General features: G+C 59.0%; 12 protein-coding genes. 7 read left to right on the forward strand and 5 right to left on the reverse strand.

All coding sequences use genetic code 11. The annotated features are described in order from the left end of the window. Positions 1-411: 411 nt before the first annotated feature. Positions 412-1,443 carry a 3-deoxy-7-phosphoheptulonate synthase gene (locus DWY51_RS03370; protein ID WP_117769878.1) on the forward strand — a complete coding sequence of 344 codons (1,032 nt, stop codon included), beginning with the start codon at positions 412-414 and terminating at the stop codon, positions 1,441-1,443. Between the two features lie 181 nt (positions 1,444-1,624). Here DWY51_RS03370 and DWY51_RS03375 read toward each other — a convergent pair whose 3' ends face one another. Together DWY51_RS03375 and DWY51_RS03380 are read right to left on the reverse strand one after the other, a co-directional pair. Continuing rightward, on the reverse strand, positions 1,625-3,847 hold the full coding sequence (locus tag DWY51_RS03375; protein ID WP_117769879.1) for an ABC transporter permease: 2,223 nt from the start codon (positions 3,845-3,847) through the stop codon (positions 1,625-1,627). After that, positions 3,837-4,622, reverse strand: coding sequence for an ABC transporter ATP-binding protein (locus DWY51_RS03380; protein WP_117769880.1), 786 nt, complete (start codon positions 4,620-4,622; stop codon positions 3,837-3,839). The genes DWY51_RS03375 and DWY51_RS03380 overlap by 11 nt, the downstream gene beginning before the upstream one ends. A 148-nt stretch (positions 4,623-4,770) precedes the next feature. On the opposite strand from DWY51_RS03380, the gene vsr reads away from it, so the two are divergent. From vsr to DWY51_RS03405, 3 genes are all read left to right on the forward strand, one after another. Continuing rightward, the gene (gene vsr, locus DWY51_RS09625; protein WP_233504612.1) at positions 4,771-5,757 is read left to right on the forward strand and encodes a DNA mismatch endonuclease Vsr; all 987 of its coding nucleotides are present in this window, start codon (positions 4,771-4,773) and stop codon (positions 5,755-5,757) included. A 498-nt stretch (positions 5,758-6,255) separates the two neighbouring features. After that, positions 6,256-7,185 (forward strand): AraC family transcriptional regulator, encoded by a 930-nt coding sequence (locus DWY51_RS03400; RefSeq protein ID WP_158556899.1) that lies wholly within the window; start codon positions 6,256-6,258, stop codon positions 7,183-7,185. A gap of 56 nt (positions 7,186-7,241) precedes the next feature. Next, on the forward strand, positions 7,242-7,865 hold the full coding sequence (locus DWY51_RS03405) for an HAD family hydrolase (RefSeq protein ID WP_117769883.1): 624 nt from the start codon (positions 7,242-7,244) through the stop codon (positions 7,863-7,865). Between the two features lie 224 nt (positions 7,866-8,089). Here DWY51_RS03405 and DWY51_RS03410 read toward each other — a convergent pair whose 3' ends face one another. Next, positions 8,090-8,947 (reverse strand): class II fructose-bisphosphate aldolase, encoded by an 858-nt coding sequence (locus DWY51_RS03410; protein WP_022095149.1) that lies wholly within the window; start codon positions 8,945-8,947, stop codon positions 8,090-8,092. Positions 8,948-9,282: 335 nt separating this feature from the next. Between DWY51_RS03410 and DWY51_RS03415 the strand changes: the two genes are divergently transcribed. Further along, positions 9,283-10,086 (forward strand): DeoR/GlpR family DNA-binding transcription regulator, encoded by an 804-nt coding sequence (locus DWY51_RS03415; RefSeq protein ID WP_117769884.1) that lies wholly within the window; start codon positions 9,283-9,285, stop codon positions 10,084-10,086. 65 nt (positions 10,087-10,151) lie between these two features. Here DWY51_RS03415 and DWY51_RS03420 read toward each other — a convergent pair whose 3' ends face one another. Both DWY51_RS03420 and DWY51_RS03425 read right to left on the reverse strand, forming a co-directional pair. Beyond that, positions 10,152-11,312, reverse strand: coding sequence for an FprA family A-type flavoprotein (locus DWY51_RS03420; RefSeq protein WP_187364997.1), 1,161 nt, complete (start codon positions 11,310-11,312; stop codon positions 10,152-10,154). 129 nt (positions 11,313-11,441) lie between these two features. Continuing rightward, entirely contained in the window at positions 11,442-12,428 is a 987-nt protein-coding gene (locus DWY51_RS03425; RefSeq protein WP_117769957.1) for a LacI family DNA-binding transcriptional regulator, read from the reverse strand. Between the two features lie 383 nt (positions 12,429-12,811). Here DWY51_RS03425 and DWY51_RS03430 point away from each other — a divergent pair, with 383 nt between their 5' ends. Together DWY51_RS03430 and DWY51_RS03435 are read left to right on the forward strand one after the other, a co-directional pair. Continuing rightward, positions 12,812-14,017 carry a galactokinase family protein gene (locus tag DWY51_RS03430; protein ID WP_117766485.1) on the forward strand — a complete coding sequence of 402 codons (1,206 nt, stop codon included), beginning with the start codon at positions 12,812-12,814 and terminating at the stop codon, positions 14,015-14,017. Continuing rightward, positions 14,008-15,636 carry a UDP-glucose--hexose-1-phosphate uridylyltransferase gene (locus DWY51_RS03435; RefSeq protein WP_187364996.1) on the forward strand — a complete coding sequence of 543 codons (1,629 nt, stop codon included), beginning with the start codon at positions 14,008-14,010 and terminating at the stop codon, positions 15,634-15,636. The genes DWY51_RS03430 and DWY51_RS03435 overlap by 10 nt, the downstream gene beginning before the upstream one ends.

A 15,636-nucleotide genomic window follows, 5' to 3' on the forward strand; every position in this document is an offset into this window, starting at 1 on the left:
GGCATTCCCCGCCTCTTACACCACATCTCTGCGCGCTACCCCTATACGCCTTTGAATTAATCAAAACGCCCGTTAGCAGGCTTCTGTCTGCCAACGTTAATGAACATATTTATCACTTTGTCTATTATCTCGCTAGACGGATATGTTACTAGGTGAGCAACAGTACTCATATTTGGCATTTTTTGCCCACGGAGTGTTTCCTGGGGAACCGGCAACAGCCTTAGGGTTCCGCGTGGCGCAGCTCCCTCCCGGCATCCGCCGACGTTTGCCCAGATAAAACCTGCCAAAATAAACCTGTCCCTTTTTGGCAGGTTTCGGGGTGACAAGGACTTGCACTTTAGCGTGCGACAGCGGATAATGCCGAGCATTCGACAATGTTCTCATTGCCATCAATTGATTGAGGAGGCCCCTATGGCCATGGAATTCAAACGCAGGCTGCCGATCCCCATGGAGATCCGCGAGGAGATGCCGCTTTCCGCCGAGCTTACTGCCAAAAAGCAGGCATTTGACGCCGAGGTCGCCAAAGTCTTTACCGGCGAGGACGCGCGCAAGGTACTCATCATCGGCCCGTGCTCTGCCGACCGCGAGGATTCGGTGCTTGAGTACATGAACCGACTGGCCAAGGTCGCCGAAGAGGTCAAGGACAAGCTCATCATCATTCCGCGCGTCTACACCAATAAGCCGCGCACCAAGGGCACCGGCTACAAGGGTCTTCTGCACAACCCCAACCCCGAGGCTCCCGACGACCTGCTCGAGGGCGTCAAGGCCATCCGCCACATGCACCTGCGCGTCATCGAGGAGACCGGCTTCTTTACCGCCGATGAGATGCTCTACCCGTCCAACTACCAATACCTCGTCGACCTGCTGAGCTATGTTGCCGTGGGCGCACGCTCGGTCGAGAACCAGGAGCATCGCCTGGTGTCGAGCGGCATTTCGGTACCCGTCGGCATGAAGAATCCCACTGCCGGCTCTACCACCGTTATGCTCAACTCCATTTACGCCGCGCAGGCGCACCAGAGCTTCATCTTCCGCAACTGGGAGGTCGAGTGCGACGGCAATCCGCTCGCGCACGCCGTTATGCGTGGCTACATCGGTCTCGACGGTCGCACCTACCCCAACTACCACTACGAGCACCTGGAGCGCCTGGCCGAACGCTATACCGAGCATGCCGGCTATGCCAATCCGGCAGCGGTCATCGACTGCAACCACGACAACTCGGGCAAGCGTCCGCTGGAGCAGTATCGCATTTGCAAGGAGGTGCTCGACAGCTGCCGCCGCAACGAGTCCATCTCCAAGCTGGTCAAGGGCTTTATGATCGAGTCCTACCTGGAGGATGGCAACCAGCCGGTCGACGGCGGTGTCTTTGGCAAGTCGATCACCGACCCGTGCCTGGGCTGGGAAAAGACCGACTACCTCATCCACGAGATCGCAGAGCGTATTTAGTTACGCGGTTTGCCAAACCGCGTAACGGCTCGACGCTGCAAACGCCCCTAAGCGGCAACCTGACGTTCAATCGTCGGTCGCGTACCGAAGTACGCTTCCCTCCTCTTTCACGTCACCTTGCTCGCCTAGGGGCGTTTTCGCTGACTTATGCTCAACCTACGATAAATCCGAGCTGAACGAGCTACTCGCTGTAGCGGGTGGCTATGGCAGCTTGCACCATTCCGGCGCTCATGAGGTAGGTCACCAGGAAGTATCCGCCATAGGCTGCCAGGAAGATTGCACAGGTGAGGCCCACGGTGCCGCCGATGCTCATATTTCCGAATATGCTCACCAGCTCGATGATCACCTTAAGTGCCACAAAGGAGTGCGCCAGGCCCACTGCCAGAGGGAACAGGAAGAACACTGCTTGCTGCGCCATCACCGAATGGCGAATCTGGCGGTCCTCACAGCCGATCTGTGCCAGCACACGATAGCTGCGGCTGCCGTCGGCCACGTTGGAGAGTTGCTGGATCGACAGAATCGCCGCGCATGCAACGACCAATACAAAGCCGATGTAGATGGCTAGGTAGCTAATAAGACCGTTCATTTGCGCTGCTTGCGCGTACATCTCGGAGCGTGTGATGAAGGTTCCCCACGACCCCGGCTCCTTGCCGTCAACGAGCAGATTGTCGAGCACAGTGTATTTAATACTCTCGTCTGCCTCGGTCGTATCCATCCCCTGTTTGTAGTTAACGAGCAGGCTACTGGAATACGGCTGCAGATTAAGTTGGGACAACAGCTCGTCGGCAACGACGACGGTACCCGGATTACTGCCCATCGCCGAGTTGGCGATGGCCGCCGCATCTTCGTCCGACTTATCGGTTGCGGGCTTGAGCGTATGCCCGCCCAAGGTAAGGGCATGGCCGCCAGCCATATACTTGGTGTACAGGTCGACCAGCTCGCCGCCCATATCACACGTGAGCAGATACTGGTCGTGACCGATGTGCACCGGCTCCTCGCCCATCATCTGACGCAGTTTGTTGTACTGGCTCGCCGGCGTCACAAACAGACCCATCGTATCGGCATTGCTACCCCCGAACGCCTTGGGAAGCTTTTCGCCCATGGCCTTGCACATTTCACTTGGAGTCACCGAAGGATCCGAACCGCCAAGCGGGTAACTCAGATACGAATCGATCTGCACATGCTCACCGGCAACATCGGCAATATTGACCTTCTTGCCGGTCTCGTCGTTGTTGTCCGCCGACTTGCCCTTACGATCGCCGTGCCATGGATCGCCGTGCCATGCGGAGTACAAATCGACCGTACTATCGGCCAGCACCATGCGATCGGCTTCAGACGGATTGATGTACTCTTTGTAGTAGTCGAGCGTATCGGGCGTGTAATAGACATACGTCTGTGACACGTCAACAGGGTTATAGCGCTCCAGGTTTTCGTTCATCACATTGGCAATCGACATACCGCACGTCACCGAGGTGATGGCCAAAAACAGGAGCATCGCGATGACGCCCATCGAAAAGCACACCGTGTTGACCTTGGCCGCAAGCTGGCGCACGGTAAACATGTTGAGGCCGCGCCAATACACGCCGCGCAGGCTCTGCAGCAGCTTGATGAGCATGCCCGAGAGTCCCCAGAACAGGGCAAAGGTGCCCACTGTAACCATAGCGGTCGTAATGCCAAACTGGTTCATGGCCTCTTGCAGCTTGCTGTCCGTCGCGGTTAGCGGGAACCCATCACGTAGCAGACGGTAATAGGCCACGCCCACAAGCACCACGCCCACGGCAAAGATGGCAATCGCAATCCAGGGGTTGCGCGTCTTGATGCTCTCGTTGCGACGCTCGGCACCCATAAGCTCGATGAGTTTGGTGCGACGCACGGCGCGAAGGTTCAGCAGTAGCGTGAGCACAAACATTACGAGCATGCAGGCAAGGGTCAGATTGAACGCATGCATCGAGAAAAAGAAGTGGAAATTGGCGATCTGTGTCTTAAAGAGCGAGGCCGTAAAGAACGTCATGAGCTGGGAGAGTCCCACACCCAGCACAATGCCGGCGACAAAGGCCACGACCGATACTATCACGGTCTCGAGCGCCATGATCGTGGCGACGCGCCCGCGCCCCATGCCGAGCACCTGGTACAGGCCAAACTCCTTCTTGCGGCGTTTCATGATGAAGTTATTGGCATACACCATCAAAAAGGCCATGACACCGGCCAAAAAGTACGTTAGGTCGCCGAGTATGCTGCCCATAACCTGCGCCAAGCCCTCTTCATCGATGCCGGCGATGTCGACCTGCATCGAGATGGTGTTAAAGGCATAGAAGACCGTGACGCCCAGGGTGAGCGTCAGCAAGTAGACGAGGTAGTCGCGGCCGGCGCGGCGGACGTTGCCCCAAGCGAGTTTACAGAGCATCGGAGCCCTCACCGCCCATCATGGCAACGACCTCCATAATGCGGTCGAAGAACTCTCGGCGGTCGATGTCGCCGCGGCGCAGCTCGGTGAAGATCTTGCCGTCGCGAATAAACAGCACACGGCTCGTGTAGCTGGCGGCAAAGCTGTCGTGCGTGACCATGAGCACGGTGGCGCGTAGGCGGCGGTTAAGGGCCTCTAGGCTCTCGAGCAACAGGCGGGCGCTTTTGGAGTCGAGGGCGCCGGTAGGCTCGTCGGCCATGATCATGGTGGGGTCGGTGACGAGCGCGCGAGCCGCGGCAACGCGCTGCTGCTGACCGCCGGACATCTGGTAGGGATACTTGTCGAGCACCTGGCTGATGGACAGGCGCGCTGCCACATCCTGCACGCGAGTCGAGATCTCTGCCGAGTTTGTGCGGGCGATGGTGAGCGGCAGAGCGATGTTCTCGCGTGCCGTGAGCGTATCGAGCAGGTTGGAGTCCTGGAAGATAAAGCCGAGCTCCTCGCGGCGGAACTGCGAGAGTTTGGCCTGCTTCATGCGCGTCACGTCCTGGCCGTTAATGCGGATCGTGCCGCTCGTGGCGCTATCGATGGTCGACACGCAGTTGAGCAACGTCGACTTGCCCGAGCCCGAAGCGCCCATGATGCCAACAAATTCACCGCGGTTGACGGTAAAGCTGACGTCGTTGAGCGCGCGGGTCACGTTGCCCAGCGCTCCGTATACCTTTTCGAGATGCGCGACCTCCAGTACCGGGGTCGCCATGTGCGTGGTTTGCATACCGAGTCCTTTCTTGCAATTAGTCTACGGCATCTATAGTCGCAAGAAGACGAGTCGGCTACCATCGATATGGCTTACGCTTGCCTTACCGTTGTGTAAGGTACGCGTAGCTACCCTGCCACGCGTTGATGTTGAGAGAGGACTCCTGTTGAAGACTGTTCATGTTGCCGCTGGGATCATTCGCAAGGATGGATCTGATGAGCTGCTTGCCGTGCAGCGCGGCTATGGCGACATGCAGGGACTTTGGGAGTTCCCCGGTGGCAAGCTCATGCGCGGCGAGACGCCCGAGGACGCCGTACGCCGCGAGCTTATGGAAGAGCTGCAGGTAAAAGTCACCAACCTGCGCGATTTCTACACCGTTGAGTATGACTACCCCGATTTCCATCTCTCCATGGAGTGCTACTACTGCTCGCTCGCCGATGAATCCGATGAGCCTCAGAAGCACGACCGCCAGCTCGATATCCGCTGGATTCCGCGCACCTCGCTTGCCACGGTGGAATGGATGCCCGCCGACAAGGGGCTTATTAATGCCCTGATTGAGCTGAAGGAAGACCGGCTTGAGGCAAGCGCCGCCGATGACGCCGAGGCCGCCATGGCCGACGAGTCTGCCGCCAAACCCAAGCGCGCACCTAAGCACCGTAGCAAAAAGCGCCCCAAGCCCGGCCTGCTGGACGGCATCGATACCTCGGACCTTTCTGCCGACGAGCGTGAGCTCGTGCGCCGTCGCGCCGCTATAAAAAAGTCCATGAAGGGCAACAAGCGTGCGAACACCAAACCTGAGCTGCTCGTTCGCCAGCGCCTGCGCGCCGCAGGCCTTACGGGATACCGTCTGGAATGGAAGGTGCCCGGAAAACCCGACATCGCCTTTCCCGGGCGCAAGATCGCCATCTTCGTCAACGGCTGCTTTTGGCATCGCTGCCCCAAATGCAACCCAAGTCAGCCCAAGCGCAATGTTGAGTTTTGGGAGGCAAAGTTCCGCCGCAACGTCGAGCGCGACCGAGCCGCCGTGGCAGCACTCACTCAAATGGGCTGGACACCCATAACCATCTGGGAATGTGAGCTCAAAAAGGACCGCATCGACGCCACGATGGAAAAGGTCATCGAGCAGGTGCGCACCGCAGAGCTGCAGCGCTAGGAACGAGCCGTCCACACGCCCCGCACGTCCGCGCCACATCCACGTCACAAACCTTAGAAAGCTCTTAAGCCCAAAACCTTTCAAGAGTGTTACTCGATAGCTTTTACCTGCGGTTTCATCGTAACACCAAACCAGGTTAAGCCTTTCTTTAGCGCTTCTTTGCGACGTCCGCGGCATAATACTGCCAACGCACGGGATCTAGCAGCACACCCCGTGCGCAAACTTTTGGTGGACATCGAGGAGGCCGCATAAGCATGCATTCTTCCAATGACGCAGCACAGCAGCCATCCCTAAATCATGCGAACCTTTTCTCCTTCCCCCCGACACAGAGAAACGGCTTCCTCGACTCCCCCACCACAAAAGCCAAACGCTCAACCGACCAGAGCCACAACTTGCGAGCATCGTTCGAAAAGCTCCAAGCATCCCTAGACAAGGCGTTCCCCGAACAGGCAAGAGCAATCTAAGCCCATCGCGCTTTATACTGATGCCATGCGAAACATGGATCACATAGAATTGCACCGCGGAGGACGCGAGGAAGCGTTTCCCGAGACCGGCGAAGACTGGCCCTATATTGCCGAACGCGCAGAATTCGCTCGCTATCCGGGCAATTCCGTCCCCTGGCACTGGCATTCCGAAGTTGAGCTTTTCTACATGGAGCAGGGAGCGATTGACTATCGAACGCGCGCGGCTCATGAGCACGTACGCTTTGAGGAAGGGTCCGCCGGCTTTATCAACGGCGGCGTTTTGCACAGCACGCTGCAATCACCCAATTCGGCACCAGCCATTCAAATGTTGCATATCTTTCAGCCGTCGATGCTCGGCGATCCCGCGGGACGCCTTCAAAAGCGCTATATCAATCCTTTGCTGCAATGTCGAGGCGTCGATGTGCTCAAATGGTCGCCCACCAACCCCGACGATATGCCCTTTATCGATTTGCTAAAGAGTTCCTTTAACCACGACCTTCAACGGCCGCAGAACGAGATGGCGCTTCGAAATAGTTTGTCAGAGCTCTGGATTCAGATTTACGCCAAGGCCGAACCGCTCTTTTCCTCCGACAACACCTCTTGGATGACCAACCGCGACGTACAGTTCAAGGCAATCCTGGACTATATCCGCGCAAACTATGCAGCCGCTATAGATGTGCCCCAGATGGCATCTGCATCCGGCGTAAGCGAAAGAGAGTGTTACCGCATTATCGAAGCTTGCGCAGGAACGACCCCGGCGGCATATCTGCGCGCATACCGCGTAAACCGTGCTTGCGAACTTTTGGCACACACCACGCGAACGGTCCAGACAGTCGCGCGCCAATGCGGCTTTGCGACAGCAAGCCATCTTGGCCAGGTATTTAAAGAACAAATGGGATGCACTCCTTCGAGCTATCGAGCAGCGAGGCAGAATCTCGATAGTACCAGGCAGAAATCCCGCTAGCCCTTTTTCTGTCACTGCATCAAACTTGCAGGCAAACAACAGAGAGGAGCAATCATATGAAGCACTTTGACCATATCGTGTTTGACGTTGATGGGACATTGGCAGATACAGAAGAAAGCGTGCTGTCATCGCTTGGCCAGATTGTCCAAGAAGAAACCGGCAAAACGCTCCCCCGACACGAGCTTGAATTTGCCCTCGGCATACCCGGCAAGAACGCCCTTGAGAAACTTGGGATCTACTCACAGGCAACGCTGGATCGCTGGTGCCAAGTTGCCGCCAGCTTTAAAAGCACCATCAGCGTGTTTCCCGGCTTGCACCAAGTTATCGCAACACTCTCCGACAATGGCTGCAAACTTGGCATCGTCTCCTCACGTGCGCGCGACGAATACGCAGAAGAAATTGCACCCCTTGGCTTCGATAAGTATTTTGAGCACATCATCCTTGTCGAAGACACAACCGAACATAAACCCGCACCCGCTCCCATGCTCGAATATCTCCGGCGTACGGGCGCGAATCCTGGCAACGTCGTCTACGTTGGCGACACCGTCTACGACGAACAATGCGCAACTTCGGCAGGGGTCAGTTTTGCCCGAGCAGCATGGGGATCACACCAAGATATCCCAAACGCCACCTACAACCTCAAAACCCCCAACGACCTACTAACCCTAACAACCAAATAACCCACGCGTCCCACCCTTTCAGCCCCAACGCCACAAGGGCGATTGAGCAGGACGGTTTGGGCGGGTCCCGTACTTAGTTTCCAAAATCATTCCGCAGCGCGAAGGCCCCCGTTGTCAACGCTTCGAAGAAGCGAGACAACGGGGGCCTTCATGCGCGAGGACGTTTTGGAAACTAAGTACGGGACCCGCCCAAACCGTCCGGTGGGATCAGAGTACCCTTGTTGTTACTCTGCTTTGCCCACAGAGTTGAGGTTGGTCATGCGGATCTTAACCAGCTCGGTGATCTCACGCATGCCCTCCTTGGCCGGCTTCTTGGGATCGAAGCAGGCGGGGTTCTCGGCCATGTAGGCCATGAAGCCCTTGGTGTAGGCCTGACGCAGCTCGGTGGCGTAGTTAACCTTGCAGATGCCGTTCTTCACAGCCTCGGCAACCTGCTCATCGGGCACACCGGAGGTGCCGTGCAGGACCAGCGGCACGTCGACGGCGTCGCGGATGGCCTTGACCACGGACTGCTCGATGTGCGGATCGCTCGTGTACACACCGTGGCTGGTGCCAACGCCAATTGCGAGGGAGGTGCAGCCGGTACGCTCGACGAACTCCTTGGCCTCGGCCGGATCGGTGTAGGGGCTCTCGCCCTCAACCGCGGGACCGTCGTCCTCCTTGCCGCCAACCTTACCGAGCTCAGCCTCGACGGGCACGCCCATGGCGCGGCCAGCGTCGGCGACGGACTTGGTCAGGGCGATGTTGTCCTCGAAGGACTCGTGCGAGCCGTCGATCATAACGGAGGTGTAGCCCGTGCGGAAAGCCTGCATGCAGCGGTCATAGCCATCGCCGTGATCGAGGTGCAGGGCGACGGGTACGGAAGCGCGCTCGGCAGCGGCCTTGACCATGCCGTAGAAGTAATCCAGGCCAGCGGTCTTGATGGTGCCCGGGGTGGTCTGCATGATGACTGGGGACTTGGTCTCCTCGGCAGCGGCCAGAACGGCCATAACAAACTCGAGGTTCTCGACGTTGAAAGCGCCAACAGCGTAGTGGCCGGCCTGAGCGTCCTTGAGCATCTTTTCGGTGGTAACAAGTGCCATGAGCGTTTGCTCCTCTCCCTCGCCCGCATCTGGACATCGGGCGTAGTTGTTCACAAGGCGTTTTACCTTGCGTTTTGCTGCGCTCATTGTATGAAATTCAGCGGGTATGCATGTGCGAGATATTGTCATCGCGCGAGGTCCAACCTTCATTTTTGAAAAGTAAACGGAAGGGGTCGAACCCGAGCGCGCGTGTTCGAAATTGAGTTTTGAGCCTTGATTATCTTTCTTTTATAGAAAAAGTAAGTAATCGAAAGGCGTTTTCTTACTTAAAAAGAAAATGAACGAAAATAGACTCAACACAATTCCTGCAAATTTCAGACGATGATGGAGCGGATATGGCCCATGCAACAACCCGAGCTTTCGCCGATGAGCGTCGGTCCGCCATTATGGAAATGCTCGAGCATAATGCCTCGGTGCAGGTAGCAGAAATCGCCCAGACCTTTGGCGTGTCCTCCGTCACCGCCCGCGCCGACCTGGACGCGCTCGCCGAAGCAGGCAAGCTGCGCCGCACACATGGTGGTGCCGTATCGCTCCACAAACGCCTGACCGTTTCCACGCAGGATCGCCGCATCAATGTCAACGTCGCTGCCAAGCAGGCCATCGCGCAAAGCGCCATCGAGCTTGTCAATGACGGCGACACGCTGCTCGTCGATTCGGGCACCACGGCGCTTGAGTTCGTCCGGCTCCTCGACCAGCGCGACGGCATCACCGTTATCACGGCCGACATTACCATCGCTGATTATATCGACGAGAGCATGCCCTCGGTCGATGTCGTCATGCTGGGCGGGGCACTGCGCAAAGGTCATCGCTATCTGTACGGCCCACTTACCATGCAGGCGCTCCAAATGGTCCACGCCGACCTTGCCGTCATGTGCCCCGGCGCTTTTGTTCCCGGCTGCGGCTTTACGACCGACTTTCCGCAGATGGCCGAGACCAAAGCGGCTATGGTCGGTGCCGCCCGTCAAAGCGTCGCCCTCATGGATGCCAGCAAGGTCAACGGACGTGGCATGTACCGCTTTGCCGAGCTTACCGACGTCGACACCATCGTGATGGACCGCGACCCCGATCACACCGTAGCCACCTCAATCGCCGATATCGTCGACGACGCCCGCCCAAATCTCGTCATCGCCGGCGCTTAAACAAAAACCACCACAAAGGTGCCTGTCCCCTTTGTGGTGGTTTGAGCGTTAAAAGCGATATATCGCTACTTGGAAAGCTCGTCGGCGAGAACCTCGATCTGAGCGCGCGAGGCGTCGTTGAGCGAGCCCAGCACGGTCACCTTGTTCTGCGCCAGGGTGATGTCCTTCATGCCCTCGAGCTCCTTGGTCATAACCTTGGCAGCGGTGGGCGCCCAAGAGCCGGCCTCGACGAGTGCCACCGTACGGTTCTGATAGGCGTGCTCGGCAAGCGTATGGATAAAGGTGCTCATGAACGGGAAGATCTCGCCCTGATAGGTGATGGAGGCGAGCACCAGACGGTCATAGCGGAACGCATCCTCAACGGCCTCGGCCATATCGTCGCGTGCCAGGTCAAAAACGGAAACCTTCTGGCCGCGAGCCTCGAGCGCAGAAGCGAGCTCCTCAACAGCAGCCTTCAGATGGCCATACACGCTCACATAGGCGATCGTGATGCCCTCGTCCTCGGGCTGATAGCTCGACCAGGTGTTGTAGGTGTCGAGGTAATAGCCCAGATTCTCGGTCAGCACGGGGCCGTGGAGCGGACAGATAATCTGAATGTCCAGGTCGGCGGCCTTCTTGAGCACGGCCTGCACGAACTTGCCGAACTTACCGACGATGCCAAAGTAGTAGCGGCGCGCCTCGCAGGCCCAGCCTTCCGGGTCCTCGATGTCGTTGGCGCCGAACTTGCCAAAGCCGTCGGCACTAAAGAGCACCTTGTCGGTAGACTCGTAGGAGAAGATCACCTCGGGCCAGTGCACGTTGGGGGCGCAGACAAACGTTAGGCTGTGGCCACCCAGGTCGAGCACGTCGCCCTCTTTGACGACTATCTTACGCTCGGGGTAGTCGGTGCCAAAGTAGTTGACCATCATGCGGAAGGCGCCCATGCTGGCCACAATCTGTGCCTGGGGATAGCGCTCCATAAAGGCGGCGATACCGGCGGAGTGATCGGGCTCCATGTGATGGACGACCAGGTAGTCGGGCGTACGGCCATCGAGCGCGGCCTCGAGGTTGCCGAGCCATTCGTCGACAAAACCGCCATCGACTGAATCGGCGACAGCGATCTTTTCGCCCAAGATAACGTAGCTGTTGTATGCCATACCGTTCTCGGACACGTCGTACTGGCCCTCGAACAGGTCAATGTCGTGATCGTCGACACCGATGTAGCGGATATCCTTGGTGATCTCCATCAGGCAAAGCCTCCTAGATAGACAAAAGAACCCGTCTATCATAACACTCGGCAGTATCCCAGCTGTTATCTGCCGGCATCCATACCGATTGTTATTGAAATACGATAAATCGCCGTTTACCTGCGCAAACTATGCGCGCGGTATCGCCGTGCTATGTCGAATAATGAGCTGGCCGGGAATACGAATGGCAACGGTTTTGCCCGCCGTACCCGCCTCGGGAACCGCATGCTCGAATACCTCGCGTCCGCGCTGATGTAGATCAAATCGCACGGTCGTGAGCTCGTTGTGTGCCACAAAATCATCGAGCGAATCATCGACGCCCACCACGCTCACGTCCTCGGGCACGCGCAAGCCACTATCGCGCAGCGCTGCAATTGCGCCGTTTGCCATCTGGTCGTTTGCCGCGTAAATCGCCGTCATGGTGCGGTCGTGCTCGGCCAGATATCTGCCGGCCTCGTAACCGCTGTTGGCAGACCAGTCGCCCTCGAGCGGCGTCTGCGGCTTAATGTGCCTACGCTCGAGCGCATCCTGCCAACCGGCTCGACGAAATTGCTCGTCGACCGAGAACGACGGGCCGCCAATATAGCGAATTTGCTCATGCCCCAGCTCAAACAGGTGATTCATAAGCAAGAGCGAGCAGCCGTAATGATCGGAGTCTACCGTGGTCACCCGCGGGTGCGCGTACATGGTAACGATGACCGTGCCAATGCCCGGCAGTGGATCAAACGTCTCAAAATCGGGCGCCATACGGCTCATGCCGATAATGATGCCGTCCACCGGCAATGCGGCCATACGACGCGTGGCCTCGGCAAGCGAAAACTCCTCGGTCTTGGACATCTCGACCAGCGTGATGGCGCAATTATGCTCGCGAGCAGCGCTGGCGATGCCGTCGATCATTGAGAGGTTGCCGAACTTGGTGACATCGTTGACGCACAGGCCGACCGAATGATAACGGCCGTCGCGCAGCGAGCGACCGGCATAACTCGGACGAAAGCCGAGCTTTTGCATAGCGGCCTGTACGCGCTGGCGCGTCTGCTCGTTAACGTTAGGCAAGCCGTTGGCGACGCGCGAAACCGTCTGCTGCGAAACGCCGGCAGCGCGGGCGACGTCGGCCATGGAGACCGGACGCGAACTGGTATCGTTGGACGGGCGCCTTGCCACAGGATCACCTTCACCCTTGCGAGATCTGAATAGCGTGAATGCCGGCCCGGGCAGAAATACATCCCGCGCCGAGGCCCGCTATCGTCGGACGCATGTTAACGTACTCTACTTTTTCTATCTGCATCTCTTCTGCTTTATAAGTCCATACGGCAGTACCGTTCACGGCTGAATTTCTACCGATTACCAGATTCTCAAAAAGTGACAAGCGATGTGTTATGAGTACGTTAACATAGCCCGTAACGTGCGGTATTGTGAACACTTGGTTCATGCCGCTTCAAGTTGTTAACGTACTCATAACGACGCAAAACCCACCCGTGCGCGCCAAGGAAAGGACTCCCATGACCACCCCCGACGAAAAGACATTCGCCACGCTCACCAAGCTGTTCGAGGAGGAGTTTGGCCCCATCGGCGACCGCCAGGTGCTCTACGTGCACGCGCCCGGCCGTTCCGAGATCAGCGGCAACCACACCGACCACGAGGGTGGCCACGTTATCGCCGGCTCGCTCGATGTCGCCGTCGACGGCATCGCCGTGGCAACCGATTCCAACAAGGTTCGCGTTGCCGACGAGGGCTATCCCACGTTTGAGATCGCGCTCGACACGCTAGACGTTCAGGAGTCCGAGAAGGGCACGTCCGCAAGCCTCGTGCGCGGTATGGCCCACGAGGTCGCAGCCCTTGGCGTTGAGCCCAAAGGCTTCGACTTTGCCTTTACCTGCTCCGTCCCCTCGGGCGGCGGCCTTTCCAGCTCTGCCGCCGTCGAAGCCGCGTACGGTCGTGCCATGGAGACGCTCTGGGGCGCGCCCGCCATTGAGCCCGTCACGCTCGCCCAGATGAGCCAGCGCACCGAGAACAACTACTACGGCAAGCCCTGCGGTCTGATGGACCAGGCCGCCGTTTGCTTGGGCGGACTCGCCTACATGGACTTTGAGGATCAGGCCCAGCCCAAGACCCAGAAGCTCGAACTCAACTTTGAGGATCACGGCTATGCACTCGTGCTCGTTAAGGTCGGTGCCGACCATGTGGCAGCTACCGACGACTACGCCGCCGTTCCGCGCGAGATGCAGGACGTCGCCGCCGAGTTTGGCAAGGCGCGTCTGTGCGAGGTAAACGTGGCGGACTTTGACGCCAAACTCCCCGAGCTGCGCGCCAAGCTGGGCGACCGTGCCTGCCTGCGCGCCGTTCACTACTGGTACGAAAACGGCCTAGTCGACAAGCGCTGGGCTGCCCTGAACGCCGGCGACATCGACCAGTTCCTGGTCCTGACGCGCGAGTCCGGCGCCAGCTCTGCCATGTACCTGCAGAATGTCGTTGCCAAGCTGGGCTCCGAGCAGCCTTCCATGTACGCCTTGGCACTGGCCGAGCATGTCCTCGACGGCCGAGGCGCCGTCCGTATCCACGGTGGCGGCTTTGGTGGCACCATCCAGGCCTTCGTGCCGCTCGACCTGGTCGACACCTTCATCGCCAAGATGAACGGCTGGCTGGGCGAGGGCTCTGCCCGTCATTACGCTATCTCTGACAAGGGGGCTTACGCGGCATGGCTGTAATGACTGATGTGCGCGAGGCTGCGCAGGGCCTGACTGAGTATGCTATCCACCGATCGATGATCGGACAGGACGACCGCATCTGGGCCTACAACACCATTCTGGAGTGCATCGGCGCCACGGGCCCCGCGCTCGACATGACCTGGGCGTTGCAGAACGAGAAGCTCTCGCTCTTGCACCCCGATACGCTCCCCGATTTTGACCTGGAGGGCACGCTTGCCGCGCTTTCCGAGGCCGCCGTCGCCAACGGTGCCGCCGAGGACACGGCATCGGGCCGCGACCGCATCGCCATGCGCATCATGGGCGTGCTGATGCCGAGGCCTTCGATTGTAAACGAGGAATTCAACGGCCGCATGGGCGTCGACGAGCCCCGCGCCGCGACCGACTGGTTCTACGGCCTGTGCTGCGACGCCGGCTACGTGCGCCGCGCCGCCATCGCGCGCAACATCAAATGGAGCACCTCCACCAACTGGGGCGACCTCGAGATCACTATCAACCTGTCGAAGCCCGAGAAGGACCCGCGTGACATTGCCGCGGCCGGCGTTGCAAAGAACACGGGAGATAAGTATCCCGCCTGCCAGCTCTGCATCGAAAACGAGGGCTATCCCGGACGCTCTGCCGCAGCCGACGGCGGCGCTCACCCCGCCCGCCAGAATCTGCGCGTTATCCCCATTCAGCTCAACGGCGAGCGCTGGGGCTTCCAGTACAGCCCGTATGCGTACTTTAACGAGCACTGCATTGCCATGAGCTCTGAGCATCGTCCGATGCACGTCGACCGCAAGGGGCTGACCTGCCTGCTCGACTTTGTCGACCTGTTCCCGCACTACTTTATTGGCTCCAACGCCGACCTGCCCATCGTAGGCGGCTCGATTCTGTCGCACGACCACTTCCAGGGCGGCGCGCACGAGTTCCCAATGATGCATGCCACCGAGGTCTCGCAGTTTAGCGTGCCTGGCTTTGACCAAGTCAGCGGTACCGTGTTGCAGTGGCCGCTTTCGGTGCTGCGACTGCGCTCGCACGACCGCGCCCAGCTGCTCGACGCCGCCGAGAAGATCATCCTCGCTTGGCGCGAGTGGACCGATGAGTCGGTGGGCGTCATCGCGCACACAGCCGACGGCGTAGCGCACAACACCGTGACGCCCGTCATCCGCCGCGTCGACTCCCGCGGCAACGCCGGCGGCGAGATCTACGAGGCCTACCTGGCGCTTCGCTGCAACATCACGACCGGCGAGCATCCGCTGGGCGTTTTCCACCCGCATGCCGAGTACCACCATATTAAGAAGGAGAACATCGGCCTGATCGAGGTCATGGGCCTGGCCATTCTTCCGCCGCGCCTGGTTCCCGAGCTCGGCGCTGTCCGCGAGCACTTGCTAGCGGCCAAGGCCGATGCCAGCTACGACCTTGCCGGTGCGCTCGAGGGCGATGATCTATGCCGTAGCCACGCCGCATGGGCCGAGGACGTCTTTGCCCGCCGCGCCGACGAGCTTACGGCCGAAAACGCCATCGACATCCTGCACGAGGAGGTCGGCGTGGTGTTTGGCCACGTGCTCGACAACGCCGGCGTCTTTAAGTGGGACGAAGCCGGCCGCGCCGCCCAGCAGCGCTTTATCGACTCACTGTAA

The sequence above is a fragment of the Collinsella sp. AF25-2LB genome, from assembly GCF_003458415.1.
GTDB lineage: Bacteria > Actinomycetota > Coriobacteriia > Coriobacteriales > Coriobacteriaceae > Collinsella.

Coding starts and splice junctions, on each gene's coding strand:
- DWY51_RS03370 (WP_117769878.1), top strand. CDS start 412: ATGGCCATGGAATTCAAACGCAGGCTGCCGATCCCCATGGAGATCCGC.
- DWY51_RS03375 (WP_117769879.1), bottom strand. CDS start 3,847: ATGCTCTGTAAACTCGCTTGGGGCAACGTCCGCCGCGCCGGCCGCGAC.
- DWY51_RS03380 (WP_117769880.1), bottom strand. CDS start 4,622: ATGCAAACCACGCACATGGCGACCCCGGTACTGGAGGTCGCGCATCTC.
- DWY51_RS03400 (WP_158556899.1), top strand. CDS start 6,256: ATGGATCACATAGAATTGCACCGCGGAGGACGCGAGGAAGCGTTTCCC.
- DWY51_RS03405 (WP_117769883.1), top strand. CDS start 7,242: ATGAAGCACTTTGACCATATCGTGTTTGACGTTGATGGGACATTGGCA.
- DWY51_RS03410 (WP_022095149.1), bottom strand. CDS start 8,947: ATGGCACTTGTTACCACCGAAAAGATGCTCAAGGACGCTCAGGCCGGC.
- DWY51_RS03415 (WP_117769884.1), top strand. CDS start 9,283: ATGGCCCATGCAACAACCCGAGCTTTCGCCGATGAGCGTCGGTCCGCC.
- DWY51_RS03420 (WP_187364997.1), bottom strand. CDS start 11,312: ATGGAGATCACCAAGGATATCCGCTACATCGGTGTCGACGATCACGAC.
- DWY51_RS03425 (WP_117769957.1), bottom strand. CDS start 12,428: ATGGCCGACGTCGCCCGCGCTGCCGGCGTTTCGCAGCAGACGGTTTCG.
- DWY51_RS03430 (WP_117766485.1), top strand. CDS start 12,812: ATGACCACCCCCGACGAAAAGACATTCGCCACGCTCACCAAGCTGTTC.
- DWY51_RS03435 (WP_187364996.1), top strand. CDS start 14,008: ATGGCTGTAATGACTGATGTGCGCGAGGCTGCGCAGGGCCTGACTGAG.